Consider the following 18685-nt stretch of genomic DNA (forward strand, 5'->3'; position numbering starts at 1 on the left):
GCCCGCCGCGGGCGCCGCGTACCCGCCCGCCCCGCCGTACGCGCCGCCCTCCGCGCAGGGACAGCCCGCCTACGGCGAGCAGCAGACCGGCACGCCGCAGCCCTACGCGCAGCCGACCTACGGCCAGCAGCCGTACGCCCAGCCCGCCTACGGGCAGCAGCCCTACGGACAGCCCGCCTACGGCTACGCCCCGCCCCGGCCCAACAACGTCCTCGCGATCATCTCGCTCGTCGCCTCGATCGCCGGAGTGACGTTCATCCCCCTCATCGGTTCGATCGCCGGTGTCATCACGGGCCACATGTCACTCAAGCAGCTCAAGACCTCCGGTGAGAACGGCCGCGGTATGGCCGTCGCCGGCACCATCATCGGCTGGATCGGCACGGGCTTCTGGCTGCTGCTGATCCTCATCTGGGTGATCGCGGCCATCGCGATCGCCGCCTCGATCCCGTCCATGGGCCAGATCTCCTAGGAGCCCTCCCACGTCCCGCCGCACCAAGTACGACTCGACACCGTCCGCGACCTCGCTCGCCACGGCGCCGGAGGTCGACGCACGCTCGCGCACCCGTCGCTACGTCATCATGATGACCGTCCGCGTGGTCTGCTTCATCCTGATGGTCACCGTCACTCCCTACGGCTGGCAGACCTGGATCTTCGCGGCCGGCGCTGCGGTCCTGCCCTACCTCGCCGTGGTCGTGGCCAACGTCGGCAACGGCGACGAGGTCGTCGTGGCCGAACGCCCGTCGCGCGAGATCGACGCGGCACCGACGGCATCCGCTCCCCCGCCGAAACCGGACGAGAACGTGATCAGGATCCAAGAGACCCGGCCCCGGGAGGAGCGATGACCAGCCCGCAGTGCTCGCGCGCGGGATGCCACGCCGACGCGCAGTGGCAGGTCGTGTGGCGGAATCCCCGTATCCACTCGGCCGACCGGCGCAAGGTGTGGACCGCCTGCCCCGACCACGTCGGGTTCCTCCGCGACTACCTCGCGTCGCGGAGCTTCCCCGTCGAGGTCCTCGCGCTCGACACCGCACCCGCCTCGTGAACCGCGACACGGCGCTGCGCTGGAGCGGATACGTCGCCATGGCGATCGTGTTCGCGATCGCCTGCGCGTTCCTGTCCAACTGGCAGTTCTCGCGCAACGCGGAACGGGATGCCGAGCTCGCACTCGTCGCCGACAACTATTCGCGCGAGCCCGTCGCCCTGCGCGACCTCATCCCCGCCGGGCAGGACCTCGTCGCGAGCGACGAGTGGCGTCCCGTCGAGATCCGCGGTGAGTACCTCACGGAGCAGACGCTGCTCGTGCGCAACCGGCCTCACGGCGGCACGAGCGCGTTCGAGGTGCTCGTGCCGTTCCGGACGGACGACGGTCGCGTCGTCGTGATCGATCGGGGCTGGGTCCCGCCCGGCGACGACCAGCCGGAGCCCGACCGCGTCCCCGCGCCGCCGACGGGCGAGGTCACCGTCGTCGGCCGCCTGCAGCCCGGCGAGCCGCCAGTGCGCGAGGGTCGCTCCGCCCCCGAGGGGCAGGTCGCCAGGATCGATCTCACCCTCATCGCGCCGATGACGGGCCAGGCGGGCGACATGATCGACTCCGCCTACGTCCTGATGACCGAGGAGACTCCCGCGCCGGCGGAACGCCCGCAGCAGCTGGAGGATCCGTCGGCCGACCCCGGCCCGTACCTCTCGTACGCGATCCAGTGGATCCTCTTCGCCGTCATGGGCTTCGCCTTCATCTGGTACATGATCCGGACCGAGATCCGACACCGGCGCGAGGACGAGGAGGACGGCGGGCGCACGCGACCTTCCCGGCCGCAGCGACGACGCGACCGCGACATGGAGGCCGAGGACGAGCTCCTCGACGCCCGCTGACCGCCGCCGGCGGGCGTCCGTCAGGCCAGGGTGATGAGGTCGATGTAGTCGCGACCCCAGATGTCCTCGACCCCGTCGGGCAGGATCAGCACACGCTCGGGGTTCAGGGCCTCCACGGCGCCCTCGTCGTGCGAGACGAGCACGACCGCGCCCTCGTAGTGCGCGAGCGCCCCGAGGATCTCCTCACGGGAGGCCGGGTCGAGGTTGTTCGTGGGCTCGTCGAGCAGCAGCATGTTGGCCGACGAGACGACGAGCGTCGCCAGGGACAGTCGCGTCTTCTCGCCGCCGGAGAGCACCCCGGCCGGCTTCAGCACGTCGTCGCCGGTGAACAGGAAGGACCCCAGCACCTTGCGCGCCTCGGTGGCGGTGATGTCCGGCGCGGCCGACATCATGTTGTCGAGGACCGAGCGGCTGACGTCGAGGTTCTCGTGCTCCTGCGCGTAGTACCCGATCTTCAACCCGTGACCGGGCTCGATGATCCCGGTGTCCGCCTTGTCGACGCCCGCGAGGATGCGCAGCAGCGTCGTCTTGCCCGCGCCGTTGAGCCCGAGGACGACGACGCGCGACCCGCGGTCGATGGCGAGGTCGACGCCCGCGAAGATCTCTAGCGAGCCGTAGGACTTCGAGAGGTTCTTCGCCATGAGCGGTGTCTTGCCGCAGGGGGCGGGCTTCGGGAACCGCAGCTTCGCGACCCGGTCGTCCTGACGGACGTCGTCGAGACCGGCGAGCAGCTTCTCGGCGCGGGCCACCATCTGGTGCGCGGCGGCGGCCTTGCTCGCCTTCGCGCCGAAGCGCGCAGCCTGCTGCTGCAGCGCCGTCGCCTTCTTCTCGGCGTTCGCGCGCTCCTTGCGGCGCCGCTCCTCGTCCGCCGCACGCTGACGCAGGTAGTTCTTCCAGTTCATGTTGTAGACGTCGATGACCTGACGCATGGCGTCGAGGTAGAACACCCGGTTGACCGTCTCGCCGACCAGGTCGATGTCGTGGCTGATCACGATCAGCCCGCCCTTGTACCCCTTCAGGAATTCCCGCAGCCACACGACGCTGTCGGCGTCGAGGTGGTTCGTCGGCTCGTCGAGGATCATCGTCTGCGCGTCGGAGAAGAGGATGCGGGCGAGCTCGATGCGTCGCCGCTGTCCACCCGACAGCGTCTTCAACGGCTGATCGAGAATCCGGTCGGGCAGGGAGAGGTTGTGGGCGATCGACGCCGCCTCCGCCTCGGCCGCGTATCCCCCGAGCGCCTCGAAACGCTCCGTGAGCGAGGCGTACTTCCGCATGGCGCGGTCGGCGACGGCGGCATCCGTCGATGCCATCTGGTCGGCCGTCTCGCGCATGCCGACGACGAGCGAGCCGAGTCCCCGGGCGTCGAGGATGCGGGTGCGGGCGAGCATCTCGGGGTCGCCCGACCGCGGGTCCTGCGGCAGGTACCCGAGCTCGCCGCTGCGGTTGACCTTGCCGTCCGCGGGCAGCAGGTCGCCGGCGAGCACCTTGGTCAGGGTCGTCTTGCCGGCGCCGTTGCGCCCGACGAGACCGATCTTGTCGCCCGGCGAGACGCGGAAGGAGACATCGGACATGAGGGTGCGCGCACCGACGCGGATCTCGAGATCGTGCACGGCGAGCACAGCAGACGTCCGTTCTTCCTGGGGAGGCGGCCGAGTGGCCAAACCCCCAGTATACGGCGCGGATCGAGGACGATCAGGCCGGTCCCGGATGGGTTCATCGGTTTCCGCCCGCCCCGGGTTCGTTGTAAGGTTAGGCGACCCTAATCACCTTCCCAGGAGACCTCCGTGCCTCGCATCCGCACTGCGCTCGCCCTCGCCGCAGCATCCGCCCTCCTCCTCACCGGCTGCGCCACCACGGCCGCTGCCCCCGCCGGGACTACGTCTTCGGACGGCGCCACCGCGTCGGGCGACGCGTTCCCCGTCACGATCACGCACGCGTTCGGCACGACGACGATCAAGAGCAAGCCCGAGCGGGTCGCGACGGTGTCCTGGGCCAATCAGGAGGCGGCGCTCGCCCTCGGTGTCGTCCCGGTCGGCATGCCCGCCGTCACCTGGGGCGACGACGACGGCGACGGCATCCTCCCCTGGGTCGAGGACAAGCTCGAGGAGATGGGCGCCGAGACCCCCGTGCTCTTCGACGAGGCGGACGGCTTCGACTACGAGGCGATCGCCGACACGGCGCCCGACGTCATCCTCGCCGCGTACTCCGGCATGACGAAGGAGGAGTACGAGACCCTCAGCAAGATCGCGCCGGTCGTCGCCTACCCCGACGTCGCGTGGGGCACCACCTGGCAGGAGCTCACCGTCATCAACGGCACCGCGCTGGGCCTGAAGGACGAGGCCGAGACCCTCGTCGACGACCTCACCACCCAGCTCGGCGACCTCACCGCGGGACAGCCCGACATCGCGGACAAGACCGTCATGTTCAGCTCGTTCGACGCGACCAACCTCGCCGAGATCGGCTTCTACTCCGAGCAGGACCCGCGCCAGCTGTTCCTGCAGGACCTCGGCATGGAGCCCGCCGCGACGGTCGCCGAGCAGTCGAAGGGCACCGACCAGTTCTGGATCACGAACAGCACGGAGGAGATCGAGCGTTTCAGCGACCTCGACGTCCTCGTGACCTACGGAGACGACACGACGCTGGCGACGATGCAGGCCGACCCGCTGCTGTCGCGGATCCCGGCTGTGGCGGACGGTTCCGTGGTCGTCCTCCCGCTGACAAACGCGCCGCTTTCCGCCGCCGCCAACCCGAGCCCGCTGTCGATCCCGAACTCGCTGACGGCCGACTACGTCGACCTCATCGGCGAAGCGGCCGCCAAGGTCTCCGACTGATCCGGAACGGTTCGCCGCTCTCACGATGACCGCTCTCGCACCCGCGCCCGCCGCCGCCTCGACCGCGTCCCTCCGACGCCGGTCGGGGCGGCGGCGGGTGCTGTGGGTGCTGGTCCTCGCGGTCGCAGTGGCGGTCATCTGCGTGCTCTCGGTCACCTTCGGCAACCGGACGGTCGACGCATCGCAGATCATCGCCGGTCTGACGGGTGATCTGACGACGACGGATGCCGCTGCCGTTGCGCGCCGGGTGCCTCGCACCATCCTCGCCCTCCTGGTCGGAGCCTCCCTCGCGGTAGCCGGTGCCGTCATGCAGGGCGTCACCCGCAATCCCTTGGCCGACCCCCAGATCCTCGGCATCAACGGCGGCGCGTCGCTCGCCGTCGTGACCGGGCTCGCCTTCTTCGGCGTGACGAGCGCCCTGGGCTACATCTGGCTCGCGATGCTGGGCGCCGCGCTCGCGGCACTCTTCGTCTACACCATCGGGTCGCTCGGCCGCGGCGGCGCGAGCCCCCTCAAGCTCGCCCTCGCGGGTGCCGCGACCGCCGTCGCCTTCACCTCGCTCATCAGCGCGATCCTGCTCCCCCGGATCGACGTCATGAGCGTCTTCCGGTTCTGGCAGATCGGCGGCGTGGGCGGCGCAACGACGCAGAACATCCTCCTCATCCTCCCCTTCCTTGCCGTCGGCATGGTCATCTGCGTCGCCTCGGCGGCGGCGTTGAACGCCCTCGCCCTCGGCGACGACCTCGCGACCGGCCTGGGCCAGAAGGTCCGGACGGCGCGACTGCTGTCGGCCCTCGGCGCGGTGATCCTCTGCGGCGCGGCCACCGCGGTCGCCGGACCTATCGGCTTCGTCGGACTCATCGTGCCCCACGTCTGTCGCCTGCTCGTCGGCCCCGACCACCGCTGGCTGCTCCCCGTCGCGGCCCTCGTCGGCGCAGGTCTGCTCACCGTCGCCGACGTCGTCGGACGCGTCATCGCGCGGCCTCAGGAGGTCGAGGTCGGCGTCGTCACCGCCTTGATCGGTGCTCCGTTCTTCATCGCCATCGTCCGCCGACAGAAGATGCGTGCCCTGTGACCGCCCTCGCCCCTGCGCCGACCACCCTGGCCGCCGTCACGTCGGGGCGGGCACGTCGTGCGCGCCGCCGCATCCTCGTCACCGGCGGACTCCTCGTCGCCGTGCTGGCGACGTATCTCGTCTCGCTGATGGTCGGACAGACCTTCTACACGCCCGCCGAGGTGTGGGCGGTGATGACCGGACAGACGGTGCCGGGTGCGTCCTTCACGGTCGGCGAGCTGCGATTGCCGCGATCGACCGTCGCCCTGCTGACGGGACTGTGCTTCGGCATGGGCGGTGCCGTCTTCCAGACGCTGCTGCGCAACCCGCTGGCCAGCCCCGACATCATCGGGATCAACGCGGGCGCGAGCGCGGCGGCCGTCGTGGGCATCGTCTTCCTCTCGCTCTCGGGGACCGCCGTCTCGGTGCTCGCGACCGTCGCCGCGGTGGGCACCGCGCTGACCATCTACCTCCTCGCGTTCAAGGACGGCGGCGCCGGGGCGCGCTTCATCCTCATCGGCATCGGTGTCGCCGCGATCTTCAACAGCGTCGTCGCCTATGTGCTCTCGCGCGCGGCCGAGTGGGATCTGCAGGCCGCGATGCGGTGGATCACCGGCAGCCTCAACAGCGCATCGTGGAACGAGGTCGGCCCGCTGGCAGGGGCGATGGTCGTCGTCGTCCCCGTCCTGCTGTGGCTGACCCGCGACCTGGAGCTCATGCGGCTGGGCGACGAGGCGGCGGCCGCCCTCGGCGTTCCCGTCGAGCGGCGGCGCATCCTTCTCATCGTCGCGGCGGTCGTGCTGCTCGCCTTCGCGACGGCGGCCGTCGGCCCCATCTCCTTCGTCGCCTTCCTGTCGGGCCCCATCGCCGCGCGGATGCTGGGCCCCGTCGGCTCCCCCGTCCTGGTCGCGGGCCTGTTCGGCTCCTTCCTGGTGCTGCTCGCCGACCTCACCGGGCAGTACCTGCTCGGGATGCGTCTGCCCGTGGGCGTCGTGACCGGTGTCCTCGGCGCGCCCTACCTGATCTTCCTTCTCATCCGCAGCAGCCGCTCGGGAGGCTCCCTATGACCGCGGAACGCACCCTCCACGCCTCCGGCCTGAAGCTGGCCTACGGCGACCGCCTCATCGTCGACGACCTCGACCTCGTCGTCCCGCCCGGACGGATCACGGCGATCGTCGGCGCCAACGCGTGCGGCAAGTCGACCCTGCTCAAGTCGATGGCGCGACTGCTGGCCCCCCGCGCGGGGCAGGTGCTGCTGGACGGCAAGGACATCCACAAGCTGCCGACGAAGCAGGTGGCGCGTGAGCTCGGGCTGCTCCCCCAATCCCCCATCGCCCCCGAGGGCATCGCCGTCTCCGACCTCGTCGGTCGCGGACGCACCCCTCACCACGGACCGCTCTCGCGCTGGAGTCGCGCGGATGACGAGGCCGTCGCCGCCGCGCTCGACGCCACCGACACCGCCGCCCTCGCGGATCGCCCCGTCGACGAGCTGTCCGGCGGCCAGCGCCAGCGGGTGTGGATCGCGATGGCCCTCGCGCAGCAGACGGACGTCCTGCTCCTGGACGAGCCGACGACCTTCCTCGACGTCAGCCACCAGGTCGACGTCCTCGACCTCCTCACCGACCTCAACCGCCGTCGGGGGACGACGATCGTCATGGTCCTCCACGACCTGAACCTCGCGGCCCGTTACGCCGACCACCTCGTCGCGATGGCTAGCGGGCGCCTGTACGCCGCCGGAGACCCGGGCGAGATCCTGACGGCCGAGACCGTCAAGGACGTCTTCGGCATGGACAGCCGCGTCATCCCCGATCCGCTCACCGGCCGCCCGATGGTCCTCCCCATCGGCCGCCATCACGTCCCCACCGGCGTCTGACCGCACGAAAGCCGAGACCCCCCCCATGTCCCTGAGCACGATGAACTTCTTCCGCGCCCCCGTCGCGGCGGTCACCGACCTCACGCCCAGCTTCCGGCGCTTCACGTTCCGCGACGAGGCGCTCGGCGCATACGGCGACCCCGGATTCGACCAGCGGGTCAAGATCATGTTCCCGACGCCGACCGCCTCGCTGGCGGCGATGCCGACGGATGCCGACTGGTACGACCGCTGGCGCGCCATGCCCGAGGAGACGCGTCCCGTCATGCGGACCTACACGACGCGTGCGGTGCGGAGCTCCGCCGGCGAGGTCGACATCGACATGGTCGCGCACGACGTGATGGGCCCGGCGTCCGCGTGGATCGCCGACGCCAAGGCGGGCGACGAGGTCCTGATCCTGGCCCCGACCACCGAGCACACCGGCGTCAGCTATGGCATCGACTTCGTGCCGCCGGCCCGGACCGACGCCATGCTGCTCGCCGGCGACGAGACGGCGGCCCCCGCGATCGCGCGGATCCTGGAGCAGCTCCCTGCGGACGCGCGCGGTGTCGTCGTCCTCGAGCTCCCGCACCCGAGCGACGTCGCCTACGTGCCCTCGCACCCGGGCTTCGAGCTGATCATCGAGGCGCGCGGCGGGGAGGACCGTCGCCACGAGCACCTGATCTCCGCAGTGGCCGATGTCGCCGGTCGCCTCGCCCCCGGCGGCATCGGGGCCGAGGTCGAGGAGATCGACGTCGACCACGACATCCTCTGGGAGGTCCCCCGCACGGCGAAGGGCGGCGCCGCGCTGAAGAGCGCCCCCCTCTACGCGTGGCTCGCGGGCGAGGCCTCCGCCATCAAGGCACTCCGTCGTCACCTCGTCAGCGAGGTCGGCGTCGACCGACGCGCGGTCGCCTTCATGGGCTACTGGCGTCTGGGCCGCTCGGAGAACTGACTCCGGCACGGGAAAGGGGCGGTGCGACGTGGTCGCACCGCCCCTCTCGCGGATTCGGTCAGATCGAGAAGCCGAGCGCGCGCATCATGTCGCGGCCGTCATCAGTGATCCGCTCGGGGCCCCACGGCGGCATCCACACCCAGTTGATCCGAAAGCGGTCGACGACGCCGTCCAGCGCCTGTCCGGTCTGCTCCTCGAGCACGTCCGTCAGCGGGCAGCCGGCGGAGGTCAGGGTCATATGGATGACGAGGGCGTCGTTCTCGTCATCCCACCCGAGGTCGTAGATGAGCCCCAGGTCGACGACGTTGACCCCGAGTTCGGGGTCCATGACGTCCTTGAGGGCCTCGGTGACCTCGTCGTACTTCTCGGGTGCGAGCGTCTCGGTCATGCGACGATCCTAGGCCTGCTCGCCCGCGACGGGGGCGAGGAAACGGTCGTACCCCTCTTCCTCGAGGCGCGCGGCGAGCTCGGGGCCGCCCTCTTCCGCCACGCGGCCGTTCACGAGCACGTGGACGAAGTCGGGCTGGATGTAGCGGAGGATGCGGGTGTAGTGCGTGATCAGGAGCACACCCATGTCGGTCTGCTCCTTGGCACGGTTCACACCCTCGGACACGATCTTCAGCGCGTCGACGTCGAGGCCCGAGTCGGTCTCGTCGAGCACGGCGAGCTTCGGCTTGAGGAGCTCGAGCTGGAGGATCTCGTGACGCTTCTTCTCACCGCCGGAGAACCCCTCGTTCACGTTGCGCGCGGCGAACTTCGGATCCATCCGCAGGTTCTGCATCGCCTGCTTGACGTCCTTGGTCCACGAACGGATCGACGGCGCCTCGCCGTCGACGGCCGTCTTCGCGGTGCGCAGGAAGTTGGTCACCGTCACGCCGGGGATCTCGACCGGGTACTGCATCGCGAGGAACAGGCCGGCGCGGGCGCGCTCGTCGACCGACATCGCGAGGACGTCCTCGCCGTCGAGCGTGATCGTGCCGCCGGTGACGGTGTACTTGGGGTGGCCCGCGATCGTGTAGGCGAGGGTCGACTTGCCGGAACCGTTGGGGCCCATGATGGCGTGGGTCTCGCCCGTGCGGACGGTGAGGGTCACGCCGTTCAGGATCGGGGTCTCGCCGGCTTCCGTCTCGACCGTCACGTGGAGGTCGCGGATCTCGAGGACAGACATGTCAGCTTCTTTCTTCAGTTCACGGCTTTGGTCACGGCGGGGTCGATGAGGATGTCGTCCCCGTCGATCGTGACCTCGTAGACGGGCACCGGCTCGTAGGCCGGCAGGTTCAGGGGGCGTCCGGTGCGCAGCGAGAACGCCGACCCGTGCGCCCAGCATTCGAGCGAGTCGCCTTCGACGAAACCGTCGGCCAGGGAGATGTCGCCGTGCGTGCAGGTGTCGCCGATGGCGTGCACCTCGCCCTGACCGTCCAGCACGACAGCGATAGCGACACCGTCGACCTCGACGCGCACGGCCGTGTCCTGCGTCAGGTCGCTCAGCTGCAGCACCTTCTGGGCGGTCATGCGTCGCTCCCGCCGGCCAGCTCCGCCTCGATCGCGGCGATGAACTCGTCCTCGAGCGAGGGGATGCCGATCTTCTGCACGATTTCGGCGAGGAAGCCGAGGACGACCAGGCGTCGGGCCTGCTCCTCGTCGATCCCGCGGGCCTGCAGGTAGAACAGCTGCTCGTCGTCGAAGCGTCCTGTCGCACTGGCGTGCCCGGCGCCGACGATGTCACCCGTTTCGATCTCGAGGTTCGGGATGGAGTCGGCGCGCGCACCGTCGGTGAGGACGAGGTTGCGGTTCGCCTCGTAGGAGTCGGTGCCCACGGCATCCGGTCCGATGAGGACGTCGCCGATCCAGACCGTGCGGGCCGACGCACCCTGCAGCGCACTCTTGTAGAGCACGTCACCGTTCGTGTGGGCGCCCTTGTGGTGCAGGTAGACCTGGCTCTCGAGGTGCTGACCGGCGTCGGCGAAGGACAGCCCGTAGAGGCGTCCCTGCGCGCCGGCACCGGCGAGCTCGACCGACGGGTTGACGCGGACGAGACCGCCGCCGAGGCTCACGACGATGTGCGTCAGCGACGCGTCGCGGTCGACGCGGGCCTGATGCGCCGCGAGGTGCACGGCGTCGTCGTCCCAGCGCTGCACCGAGACGACCGTCAGGGCCGCGCCGTCGCGCACGATGATCTCGACGTTCTGCGCCTGAGCCGCGGATCCCTCGTGCCGGAGCACGACCGTCCCGCGCGAGTTCGGCTGGGCCTCGATGACCACGTGCGCGTGAGCGACGCCGCCGCGGCCGGTGAGGGTCACGACGACGGGCTCGTCGAGCTCGGCGTTCGCAGGGATGCGGATGAGCGGGGCCTCCGGCTCCTGCGACCACGCGATCGCGCTCACCACGTCCTCGGGACGGAAGACCTCGCCGCGGGGCGCCTCGTCCTTCTGCAGACGACGGTGCTCCACCGCATCCGGACCGGACACCTCGACGCCGATCACGTCGTGCGGGGCTTCCTCGTCCGCCAGCAGCGGCGCGACGCGGTCGAGCGGCGTGTGCTTCCAGTTGACCTCGCGGCCGGTGGGCGTACCGAAGTCGGCCGGGTCGAACGACCACGGCCGCTCCGACCGGGTCTGGACGGGGACGGTGGTCTCCGTCAGGGTCGCCGCAGGGTCGATGTGGCCCTTCGCATCGGATGCGGGGGCCTGAGTCGCTGTCGTCATCAGCCGACGGATCCTTCCATGCCCATCTCGATGAGCTTGTTCAGCTCGAGGGCGTACTCCATGGGCAGTTCGCGGGCGATCGGCTCGATGAAGCCGCGCACGATCATCGCCATCGCCTCGTCCTCGGGCATGCCGCGGCTCATGAGGTAGAACAGCTGCTCCTCGCTGACCTTCGAGACGGTCGCCTCGTGGCCGAGCTGGACGTCGTCGACGCGGATGTCGATGGCCGGGTAGGTGTCGGACCGCGAGATCGTGTCGACCAGCAGTGCGTCGCACCGGACGGTGTTGGCGGAGTGGTGCGCGTTCGCGTCCACCCGGACCTCGCCCCGGTAACCGGCACGACCGCCGCCGCGGGCGATCGACTTCGAGACGATCGAGGACTGCGTGTGCGGCGCCATGTGGATCATCTTCGCGCCGGCGTCTTGGTGCTGACCGGGACCGGCGAAGGCGACCGACAGCGTCTCGCCCTTGGCGTGCTCGCCCATCAGGTAGATCGACGGGTACTTCATCGTCACCTTCGAGCCGATGTTGCCGTCGACCCATTCCATGGTCGCGCCCTCATGGGCGACGGCGCGCTTGGTGACGAGGTTGTAGACGTTGTTCGACCAGTTCTGGATCGTCGTGTAGCGCACGCGGGCGTTCTTCTTCACGATGATCTCGACGACAGCCGAGTGCAGCGAGTCGCTCTTGTAGATCGGGGCGGTGCAGCCCTCGATGTAGTGGACGTAGCTGTCCTCATCCGCGATGATCAGCGTCCGCTCGAACTGGCCCATGTTCTCGGTGTTGATCCGGAAGTAGGCCTGCAGCGGGATCTCGACGTGCACGCCCTTCGGGACGTAGACGAACGAGCCACCCGACCAGACGGCCGTGTTCAGCGCGGCGAACTTGTTGTCGCCGGCGGGGATGACGGTGCCGAAGTACTCCTCGAAGAACTCGGGGTGCTCGCGCAGCGCCGTGTCGGTGTCCATGAAGATGACGCCCTGCTGCTCCAGGTCCTCGCGGATCTGGTGGTAGACGACCTCGGACTCGTACTGCGCCGCGACACCGGCGACGAGGCGCTGGCGCTCCGCCTCGGGGATGCCGAGCTTCTCGTACGTGTTGCGGATCTCCTCGGGGAGGTCCTCCCACGTCTGCGCCTGCTTCTCGGTCGAGCGCACGAAGTACTTGATGTTGTCGAAGTCGATGCCGGACAGATCGGCACCCCACGTCGGCATGGGCTTGCGCCCGAACAGCTGATACCCCTTCAGACGGGTCTTCAGCATCCACTCCGGCTCGTTCTTGAGCGAGGAGATCCCGCGGACGACGTCCTCGTTGATGCCGCGCTGGGCGACGGCACCGGCGGCATCGGCGTCGTGCCAGCCGAATTCGTACACCCCCAGCCCTTCGAGCTCGGGACGGTCGATGAGCACATCCGACATGACTTTCCTCCTCACGGGCGGCAACGGTGTCATCCGTTCCGGCATTCCCTCCCCCGAGAGGAGTGCACGAGGGGGATGCCGCTGCTGGCCGCTCTGACGACGCGATACCGCGCCTAGAATCGTTGTGCGGGCTGCGATGGGGATCGCGCTCGCCGACAGCTTCATTCTACAGGCACGGCCATCCCCCGCGGCGTGCCGGCCCTCGCCCGGAGGCGACCCCATGCTGATCACCGCGTCGACACCGACCGCCCCGCCCGCGACCCGGGTCCCGCGCCTGCTGCGCGTGGTCGCGTGGCTGTCGTTCCTCGCCGAGACCCTCATCATCGGGACCGGCGGCGCCGTGCGTCTGACCGGCTCGGGTCTCGGCTGCCCGACCTGGCCGACCTGCACCGCCGACTCCCTCGTCGCGACTCCCGAGATGGGCATCCACGGCGTGATCGAGTTCGGCAACCGCACGTTGACGGGCCTCGTCGGCATCCTCGCCCTCGCCGTCGTCGTCCTCGTGTGGCGGATGCGTCGCACCCGCCGCGATCTCTTCGTCCTGGCGCTCATCGTGCTCGGCGGCGTCGTCGCCCAGGCGATCGTCGGCGGCATCACCGTCCTCACGGGCCTCAACCCGTTCATCGTGGGGTTCCACTACGTCGTGTCGCTCATCCTGGTCTGCGTCTGCGCGGCGTTCCTCGTCCGCCTCGACGAGCCCGGCGGCGCCCGCGTGCGCGTCGTCCCCGCCTGGTACGCGCGGCTGACGCACCTCACCACCGGCGTCCTGGCCCTGACCATCGCATTCGGGGTGCTCACGACCGGAGCGGGTCCCCACTCCGGTGACGCCGCCGCCGGCCGCAACGGATTCAACGCCGAGATCCTCGAGCACGTGCACGCGTGGCCCGGGTACGCGCTGCTCGCGCTCACGGTGACCCTCGCCGTGGTGGCGTGGCGCCGGGGGCTCCCCACTCGGACGTGGGTGGGCGTCCTGCTGGCCGCCGAAACCGTGCAGATCCTCGTCGGCCTCTACCAGGCGCGCAACGGCCTGCCCGAGCTCGCCGTCGGCGTGCACATGGTGCTCGCCGCCCTCACCGCCGCGGCGATGACCGTCGTCGTCCTGCGGCTGAAGACGCCGGCGCACACCGAAACCTCATAGGCGGCGCATCGGTTCCGTCAGGGTGGGCCGGGAACAGTGGCCCGGGTCGCCCGAGAGCGGGCGACCTCGACCCGGAGGAGAATCGATGAACACCCGCCCCCGCCTGACCCGCAGCATCCCGTTCTGGCTGCTCGTGGCCGGCTCGCTCGCATCCGGAGCCGCCGGCGGCGTCGTCCTCATGGACAAGCTCGCGAAGATGGAGACGGCCCTGACCGCCGGCACCGCGACCGGAGTGGACGTCTACGTCGGCCAGATCTGGGCGGTCCTCGGCGCGATCCTCGTGGGCGTCGGCGCCATCGGCCTGCTGCTCGCCTTCACGCTCGGAGCACTCCGCGCCTTCGCCGTCGCCCCGCGCGCACAGCGGGCCGCGGACGACGGGCGCGTCGACGATGAGCCCGCGACGGCGCAGGATGCAGCAGCGACGGAGGACGCTCCGCCGTCCGCAGCAGCCCAGGACGCGTCCGACACGACGCCGCAGCCCGTGCTGGACGGCGCCGGACGCTGATCGCCTCGGTCGGCCCGCTGCGTCAGAAGGGCAGCAGCGGGTCGATCGCGATCGCGACGAACAGCAGGGTGAGGTACGTGATCGACGCGTGGAACACGCGCATCGGACGGACCTTCTCGCCGCGGACGGCGCGCGCGTAGAGCACGTGGGACTCGTAGATGAACCAGCCGCCCAGCACGAGAGCCGACGCGGTGTAGACGAGGCCCATCGGCGCGACGGGGATCAACAGGAGCGAGCTCGCCACCGTCGCCCACGCGTAGAGGATGACCTGGAGTCCCACCTGCGTGCCGTTGCGCGTCGCGCCCAGCATCGGGACGTCCACCTCGGCATAGTCGCCCTTGTACTTCATCGAGAGCGGCCAGTAGTGCGGCGGCGTCCAGAGGAACACCAGGAGGAAGAGGATGAACGGGGTCCACGTGAGCGACTCGGTGACGGCCGACCAGCCGATGATGACCGGGAAGCATCCGGCGATCCCGCCCCACACGATGTTCTGCTCGGTGCGACGCTTGAGCAGGATCGTGTAGATCACGACGTAGAAGAAGATCGCGCCGGCGCTGAGGGCCGCCGCGACCCAGTTCGTGAAGACCCAGAGCCAGACGGTCGAGACGACGGCGAGCGTCCACGAGAAGACGAGCGCACCGCGCGGCGTGACCTCGCCCGTCACGAGCGGACGGTTCTCGGTCCGCTTCATGTGCGCGTCGATGTCGCGGTCCAGATACATGTTGAAGGATGCCGCCGACCCGGCACTCATGGCACCGCCGACGACGGTGGCCAGGATCAGCCAGAGATCGGGCAGTCCGTTCGCCGCGAGGAACATGACCGGGATGGTCGTGACCAGCAGCAGCTCCAGGACACGCGGCTTCGTCAACTGGACGTACGCGCGGACGGTGCGGCCGAACGACTGTCGAGCGGGCGCGGATACGCGCGCGCCGGTGTCCGTGAGTGCCATCGCCCCTGCCGTGTAGATCGTCCGATCGAGTCTACGCCATCCCTCGGACGGGGTCCTTCCGCGCCCGCTTTCGGGCTTCGCTCACAGCGCACGTCACACAGCGTCGACCCGGCCTCGTCGAGGGGCTCGGATGGATATGCTGAAAATCCCGGCGTCAGGCGTCGCTCCTTCTTCCTGAGAAGCGGACGCCGGCGCGGACTCACCGACGAAAGGCTTCCAGGTGTCAGAGCTGGTTTGGGACGAGATCGATCGGCGCGCGGTGGACACCGCGCGCGTGCTGGCGGCGGACGCCGTCGAGAAGGTCGGTAACGGCCACCCCGGAACGGCCATGAGCCTCGCCCCGGCCGCGTACCTGCTGTACCAGCGGGTGCTGCGCCACGACCCGACCGACACCCACTGGCTCGGACGCGACCGCTTCATCCTCTCCGCGGGCCACTCCTCGCTGACGCAGTACGTCCAGCTGTACCTCGGCGGCTTCGGGCTCGAGCTCGACGACCTCAAGGCGCTGCGTACATGGGGCTCGCTGACCCCGGGACACCCCGAGTACGGACACACCAAGGGCGTCGAGATCACGACCGGCCCGCTGGGTCAGGGCCTGGCCTCGGCCGTCGGCTTCGCGTACGCCGCCCGCTACGAGCGCGGACTCTTCGACCCCGAGGCGGAGGCCGGCACGTCGCCCTTCGACCACCACGTGTTCGTCATCGCCGGCGACGGCGACCTGCAGGAGGGTGTGACGGCCGAGGCCGGTTCGCTCGCCGGTCACCAGCAGCTCGGCAACCTCATCGCGATCTACGACTCCAACCAGATCTCGATCGAGGACGACACGAACGTCGCCTTCACCGAAGACGTGCAGAAGCGCTACGAGGCGTACGGCTGGCAGGTCCAGACGGTCGACTGGAAGAAGACGGGTGAGTACGTCGAGGACGTCGCCGCCCTCTACGACGCGATCGAGGCGGCCAAGGCCGAGACGTCGAAGCCCTCGCTCATCATCCTCAAGACGATCATCGGATGGCCCGCCCCGGGCAAGCAGAACACCGGCAAGATCCACGGCTCCGCGCTCGGCGCGGACGAACTCGCCGCGACGAAGAAGGTGCTCGGCTTTGACCCCGAGGAGAGCTTCGCCGTCGCCGACGACGTGATCGCGCACACGCGCGCCCTCGCCGAGCGCGGTGCCGCCGACCGTGCCGCCTGGCAGGAGTCCTTCGACGCCTGGGCCGCCGCGAACCCCGAGCGCAAGGCGCTGCTCGACCGCCTCGAAGCGGCCACGCTGCCCGAGGGCATCGAGGACGCGCTCCCCGTGTTCGAGCCCGGCAAGGACGTCTCCACGCGCGCCGCATCCGGACTCGTCATCAACGCCCTCGCCGCCGAGCTGCCCGAGCTGTGGGGCGGCTCCGCGGACCTCGCGGAGTCCAACCTCACGACGATCAAGGACGCCAAGAGCTTCATCCCGGCCGAGTGGTCGACGCACGAGTGGTCGGGCGACCCGTACGGGCGCGTGCTGCACTTCGGCATCCGCGAGCACGCCATGGGCGCCATCGTCAACGGCATCAAGCTGCACGGTCCGACCCGCCCCTTCGGCGGTACGTTCCTGATCTTCAGCGACTACATGCGTCCCGCCGTGCGCCTCGCCGCCCTCATGGACATCCCCTCGGTGTTCGTCTGGACCCACGACTCGGTCGCCCTCGGTGAGGACGGCCCGACGCACCAGCCGATCGAGCAGCTGGCGACCCTGCGGCTCATCCCGAACTTCACGGTCGTCCGTCCCGCCGACGCCAACGAGACCGCTGCGGCGTGGCTCGAGATCCTGCGCCGCCAGGGCGGTCCGACCGGCATCGCGCTGACGCGTCAGAACATCGCGGTCTTCCCGCGCGGCGAGAACGGTTTCGCCACGACCGAGGGAGTCGCGAAGGGTGCGTACACCCTGCTCGAGGCGCCCGAGGGCGAGCCCGACGTGATCCTCATCGCGACCGGCTCCGAGGTCCAGCTGGCCGTCGCCGCCCGCGAGACGCTCGCCGCCGAAGGGATCGGCGCGCGCGTCGTGTCGGCTCCGAGCCTCGAGTGGTTCGCGGAGCAGGATGCCGCCTACCGCGAGTCCGTGCTCCCGGCATCCGTCACGGCGCGTGTCTCGGTCGAGGCCGGCGCAACCGGCCTGTGGCGCGGCATCGTCGGCGACAGCGGACGCACCGTCGGCATCGACCACTTCGGCGCCTCCGCCGACTACAAGACCCTGTTCGAGAAGTTCGGCGTCACCGCCGATGCGGTCGTCGAAGCGGCCCGCGCAACCGTCAAGGAGAACGCATGAGCACCCCCACCGAGGACCTGTCCGGCGCCGGCGTCAGCATCTGGCTCGACGACCTGTCGCGATCGCGGATCGACACCGGCAACCTGGCGCAGCTGATCGAGACGCGTGACGTCGTCGGCGTCACCACCAACCCGTCGATCTTCCAGGCCGCCATCGGCAACACGGAGGACGACTCGTACGACGCGCCGCTCCAGGCCCTCGCGGCCCAGGGCGCCGACGTCGACACCGCGATCTTCGAGATCACGACCACCGACGTCCGCGACGCGGCCGACATCTTCCGTCCGGTCTTCGACCGCACGAACGGCGTCGACGGCCGGGTCTCGATCGAGGTCTCCCCCGACCTCGCTCACGACACCGACGCGACGGTGGCGCAGGCGAAGGAACTGTGGGCGAAGGTCGACCGGCCGAACACGCTCATCAAGATCCCCGCGACGCTCGCCGGTCTCCCGGCGATCAGCGCCGTCCTGGCAGAGGGCATCTCGGTCAACGTCACTCTGATCTTCAGCCTCGAGCGGTACGCGGCGGTCATCGACGCCTACCTCGAGGGCGTGCGCCGGGCGAAGGAGAACGGGCACGACATCGCGACCATCCACTCCGTGGCGTCGTTCTTCGTCTCGCGCGTGGACACCGAGGTCGACAAGCGTCTCGAGGCCATCGGCACGGACGCGGCGGCATCCCTCAAGGGCAAGGCCGGGATCGCGAACGCCCGACTGGCCTACGAGCTCTTCGAGAAGCGGTTCGCCGAGCCGGCCGCCCTCGAGCTCATCGCGGCGGGCGCGAACGTCCAGCGCCCCCTGTGGGCGTCGACGGGCGTCAAGGATCCGGCGCTCCCCGACACCCTCTACGTCACCGAGCTCGTCGCTCCCGGCACCGTCAACACGATGCCCGAGAAGACGCTCGAGGCGACCTTCGACCACGGGAAGATCACCGGCGACACCGTGACCGGGTCGTACGAGGACGCCCACCGGGTCTTCGATCAGCTCGCCGAGGCGGGCATCGATCTGGTGGACGTCACCCAGGTCCTCGAGGACGAGGGTGTCGAGAAGTTCATCGTCTCGTGGCACGACCTGCAGGGCACGGTGCGCACGGCCCTCGACAGCGCACGCTGAC

The 18685-nt window shown here is 69.9% G+C and carries 20 protein-coding genes; 13 read left to right on the forward strand and 7 right to left on the reverse strand.

What is annotated here, in order from left to right; translation table 11 throughout:
- From NH287_RS15160 to NH287_RS03310, 4 genes are all read left to right on the forward strand, one after another.
- Positions 1–469: DUF4190 domain-containing protein (locus NH287_RS15160; RefSeq protein ID WP_290440296.1), on the forward strand; the 469-nt coding region annotated here is incomplete at its 5' end.
- 109 nt (positions 470–578) lie between these two features.
- The gene (locus NH287_RS03300) at positions 579–842 is read left to right on the forward strand and encodes a DUF3099 domain-containing protein (protein ID WP_217531533.1); all 264 of its coding nucleotides are present in this window, start codon (positions 579–581) and stop codon (positions 840–842) included.
- The gene (locus tag NH287_RS03305) at positions 839–1042 is read left to right on the forward strand and encodes a hypothetical protein (protein WP_217531534.1); all 204 of its coding nucleotides are present in this window, start codon (positions 839–841) and stop codon (positions 1040–1042) included. The genes NH287_RS03300 and NH287_RS03305 overlap by 4 nt, the downstream gene beginning before the upstream one ends.
- The gene (locus tag NH287_RS03310) at positions 1039–1869 is read left to right on the forward strand and encodes an SURF1 family protein (RefSeq protein ID WP_253034458.1); all 831 of its coding nucleotides are present in this window, start codon (positions 1039–1041) and stop codon (positions 1867–1869) included. The genes NH287_RS03305 and NH287_RS03310 overlap by 4 nt, the downstream gene beginning before the upstream one ends.
- 20 nt (positions 1870–1889) lie before the next feature.
- On the opposite strand, the gene NH287_RS03315 is transcribed toward NH287_RS03310, so the two are convergent.
- The gene (locus NH287_RS03315) at positions 1890–3488 is read right to left on the reverse strand and encodes an ABC-F family ATP-binding cassette domain-containing protein (RefSeq protein WP_253034507.1); all 1599 of its coding nucleotides are present in this window, start codon (positions 3486–3488) and stop codon (positions 1890–1892) included.
- Positions 3489–3653: 165 nt separating this feature from the next.
- Between NH287_RS03315 and NH287_RS03320 the strand changes: the two genes are divergently transcribed.
- Genes NH287_RS03320 through NH287_RS03340 form a run of 5 tightly spaced genes read left to right on the forward strand, consistent with a single transcriptional unit; the run spans position 3654 to position 8558 of the window.
- A complete protein-coding gene (locus NH287_RS03320; protein ID WP_253034459.1) occupies positions 3654–4700 on the forward strand; it encodes an iron-siderophore ABC transporter substrate-binding protein in 1047 nt (348 codons plus the stop codon).
- 25 nt (positions 4701–4725) lie between these two features.
- On the forward strand, positions 4726–5775 hold the full coding sequence (locus NH287_RS03325; RefSeq protein ID WP_253034460.1) for an iron ABC transporter permease: 1050 nt from the start codon (positions 4726–4728) through the stop codon (positions 5773–5775).
- Entirely contained in the window at positions 5772–6821 is a 1050-nt protein-coding gene (locus tag NH287_RS03330; protein WP_253034461.1) for an iron chelate uptake ABC transporter family permease subunit, read from the forward strand. Before NH287_RS03325 ends, NH287_RS03330 begins: the two co-directional genes overlap by 4 nt.
- The gene (locus NH287_RS03335; RefSeq protein ID WP_253034462.1) at positions 6818–7627 is read left to right on the forward strand and encodes an ABC transporter ATP-binding protein; all 810 of its coding nucleotides are present in this window, start codon (positions 6818–6820) and stop codon (positions 7625–7627) included. Before NH287_RS03330 ends, NH287_RS03335 begins: the two co-directional genes overlap by 4 nt.
- Before the next feature lie 25 nt (positions 7628–7652).
- Complete coding sequence (locus NH287_RS03340; RefSeq protein ID WP_253034463.1) at positions 7653–8558, forward strand: siderophore-interacting protein; 906 nt, start codon at positions 7653–7655, stop codon at positions 8556–8558.
- Positions 8559–8616: 58 nt separating this feature from the next.
- On the opposite strand, the gene NH287_RS03345 is transcribed toward NH287_RS03340, so the two are convergent.
- The 5 genes from NH287_RS03345 to sufB are packed head-to-tail and all read right to left on the reverse strand — an operon-like array spanning position 8617 to position 12681.
- Entirely contained in the window at positions 8617–8946 is a 330-nt protein-coding gene (locus NH287_RS03345; RefSeq protein ID WP_064002279.1) for a metal-sulfur cluster assembly factor, read from the reverse strand.
- A gap of 9 nt (positions 8947–8955) precedes the next feature.
- A complete protein-coding gene (gene sufC / locus NH287_RS03350; protein WP_253034464.1) occupies positions 8956–9726 on the reverse strand; it encodes a Fe-S cluster assembly ATPase SufC in 771 nt (256 codons plus the stop codon).
- Positions 9727–9740: 14 nt separating this feature from the next.
- The gene (locus NH287_RS03355) at positions 9741–10070 is read right to left on the reverse strand and encodes a non-heme iron oxygenase ferredoxin subunit (RefSeq protein WP_064002281.1); all 330 of its coding nucleotides are present in this window, start codon (positions 10068–10070) and stop codon (positions 9741–9743) included.
- The gene (sufD, locus tag NH287_RS03360; RefSeq protein WP_253034465.1) at positions 10067–11263 is read right to left on the reverse strand and encodes a Fe-S cluster assembly protein SufD; all 1197 of its coding nucleotides are present in this window, start codon (positions 11261–11263) and stop codon (positions 10067–10069) included. Before sufD ends, NH287_RS03355 begins: the two co-directional genes overlap by 4 nt.
- Positions 11263–12681 (reverse strand): Fe-S cluster assembly protein SufB, encoded by a 1419-nt coding sequence (gene sufB / locus NH287_RS03365; RefSeq protein ID WP_064002283.1) that lies wholly within the window; start codon positions 12679–12681, stop codon positions 11263–11265. Before sufB ends, sufD begins: the two co-directional genes overlap by 1 nt.
- Positions 12682–12901: 220 nt before the next feature.
- On the opposite strand from sufB, the gene NH287_RS03370 reads away from it, so the two are divergent.
- On the forward strand, positions 12902–13819 hold the full coding sequence (locus NH287_RS03370; protein ID WP_253034466.1) for a heme A synthase: 918 nt from the start codon (positions 12902–12904) through the stop codon (positions 13817–13819).
- Positions 13820–13904: 85 nt separating this feature from the next.
- A complete protein-coding gene (locus tag NH287_RS03375) occupies positions 13905–14324 on the forward strand; it encodes a dinucleotide-utilizing enzyme (RefSeq protein ID WP_253034467.1) in 420 nt (139 codons plus the stop codon).
- A gap of 22 nt (positions 14325–14346) precedes the next feature.
- On the opposite strand, the gene NH287_RS03380 is transcribed toward NH287_RS03375, so the two are convergent.
- Positions 14347–15273 carry a heme o synthase gene (locus NH287_RS03380; RefSeq protein ID WP_253034468.1) on the reverse strand — a complete coding sequence of 309 codons (927 nt, stop codon included), beginning with the start codon at positions 15271–15273 and terminating at the stop codon, positions 14347–14349.
- A 220-nt stretch (positions 15274–15493) separates the two neighbouring features.
- On the opposite strand from NH287_RS03380, the gene tkt reads away from it, so the two are divergent.
- Together tkt and tal are read left to right on the forward strand one after the other, a co-directional pair.
- Positions 15494–17575 (forward strand): transketolase, encoded by a 2082-nt coding sequence (tkt, locus tag NH287_RS03385; protein WP_253034469.1) that lies wholly within the window; start codon positions 15494–15496, stop codon positions 17573–17575.
- A complete protein-coding gene (tal, locus tag NH287_RS03390) occupies positions 17572–18684 on the forward strand; it encodes a transaldolase (protein WP_064002288.1) in 1113 nt (370 codons plus the stop codon). Before tkt ends, tal begins: the two co-directional genes overlap by 4 nt.
- Position 18685 lies beyond the last annotated feature (1 nt).

This window comes from Microbacterium sp. CnD16-F, assembly GCF_024124465.1.
GTDB classification, from domain to species: domain Bacteria; phylum Actinomycetota; class Actinomycetes; order Actinomycetales; family Microbacteriaceae; genus Microbacterium; species Microbacterium gawkjiense.